The organism is Providencia sp. PROV032, assembly GCF_028484875.1.
In the GTDB taxonomy this organism is placed as follows: domain Bacteria; phylum Pseudomonadota; class Gammaproteobacteria; order Enterobacterales; family Enterobacteriaceae; genus Providencia; species Providencia rettgeri_E.
In genome coordinates, this window is sequence record NZ_JAMPSX010000078.1 from 1 (window position 1) to 1,253 (window position 1,253).

1 protein-coding gene is annotated in these 1,253 nt (G+C 60.7%); it reads left to right on the forward strand.

Translation table 11 applies throughout. From position 1 onward, the window contains the following. Positions 1 to 38 precede the first annotated feature (38 nt). On the forward strand, positions 39 to 1,052 hold the full coding sequence (gene intI1 / locus PSF42_RS20705; protein ID WP_000845054.1) for a class 1 integron integrase IntI1: 1,014 nt from the start codon (positions 39 to 41) through the stop codon (positions 1,050 to 1,052). Positions 1,053 to 1,253: the final 201 nt, after the last annotated feature.

Below are 1,253 nucleotides of genomic sequence, written 5' to 3' on the forward strand. Positions count from 1 at the left end.
GAGGCATAGACTGTACAAAAAAACAGTCATAACAAGCCATGAAAACCGCCACTGCGCCGTTACCACCGCTGCGTTCGGTCAAGGTTCTGGACCAGTTGCGTGAGCGCATACGCTACTTGCATTACAGTTTACGAACCGAACAGGCTTATGTCAACTGGGTTCGTGCCTTCATCCGTTTCCACGGTGTGCGTCACCCGGCAACCTTGGGCAGCAGCGAAGTCGAGGCATTTCTGTCCTGGCTGGCGAACGAGCGCAAGGTTTCGGTCTCCACGCATCGTCAGGCATTGGCGGCCTTGCTGTTCTTCTACGGCAAGGTGCTGTGCACGGATCTGCCCTGGCTTCAGGAGATCGGAAGACCTCGGCCGTCGCGGCGCTTGCCGGTGGTGCTGACCCCGGATGAAGTGGTTCGCATCCTCGGTTTTCTGGAAGGCGAGCATCGTTTGTTCGCCCAGCTTCTGTATGGAACGGGCATGCGGATCAGTGAGGGTTTGCAACTGCGGGTCAAGGATCTGGATTTCGATCACGGCACGATCATCGTGCGGGAGGGCAAGGGCTCCAAGGATCGGGCCTTGATGTTACCCGAGAGCTTGGCACCCAGCCTGCGCGAGCAGCTGTCGCGTGCACGGGCATGGTGGCTGAAGGACCAGGCCGAGGGCCGCAGCGGCGTTGCGCTTCCCGACGCCCTTGAGCGGAAGTATCCGCGCGCCGGGCATTCCTGGCCGTGGTTCTGGGTTTTTGCGCAGCACACGCATTCGACCGATCCACGGAGCGGTGTCGTGCGTCGCCATCACATGTATGACCAGACCTTTCAGCGCGCCTTCAAACGTGCCGTAGAACAAGCAGGCATCACGAAGCCCGCCACACCGCACACCCTCCGCCACTCGTTCGCGACGGCCTTGCTCCGCAGCGGTTACGACATTCGAACCGTGCAGGATCTGCTCGGCCATTCCGACGTCTCTACGACGATGATTTACACGCATGTGCTGAAAGTTGGCGGTGCCGGAGTGCGCTCACCGCTTGATGCGCTGCCGCCCCTCACTAGTGAGAGGTAGGGCAGCGCAAGTCAATCCTGGCGGATTCACTACCCCTGCGCGAAGGCCATCGGTGCCGCATCGAACGGCCGGTTGCGGAAAGTCCTCCCTGCGTCCGCTGATGGCCGGCAGCAGCCCGTCGTTGCCTGATGGATCCAACCCCTCCGCTGCTATAGTGCAGTCGGCTTCTGACGTTCAGTGCAGCCGTCTTCTGAAAACGAC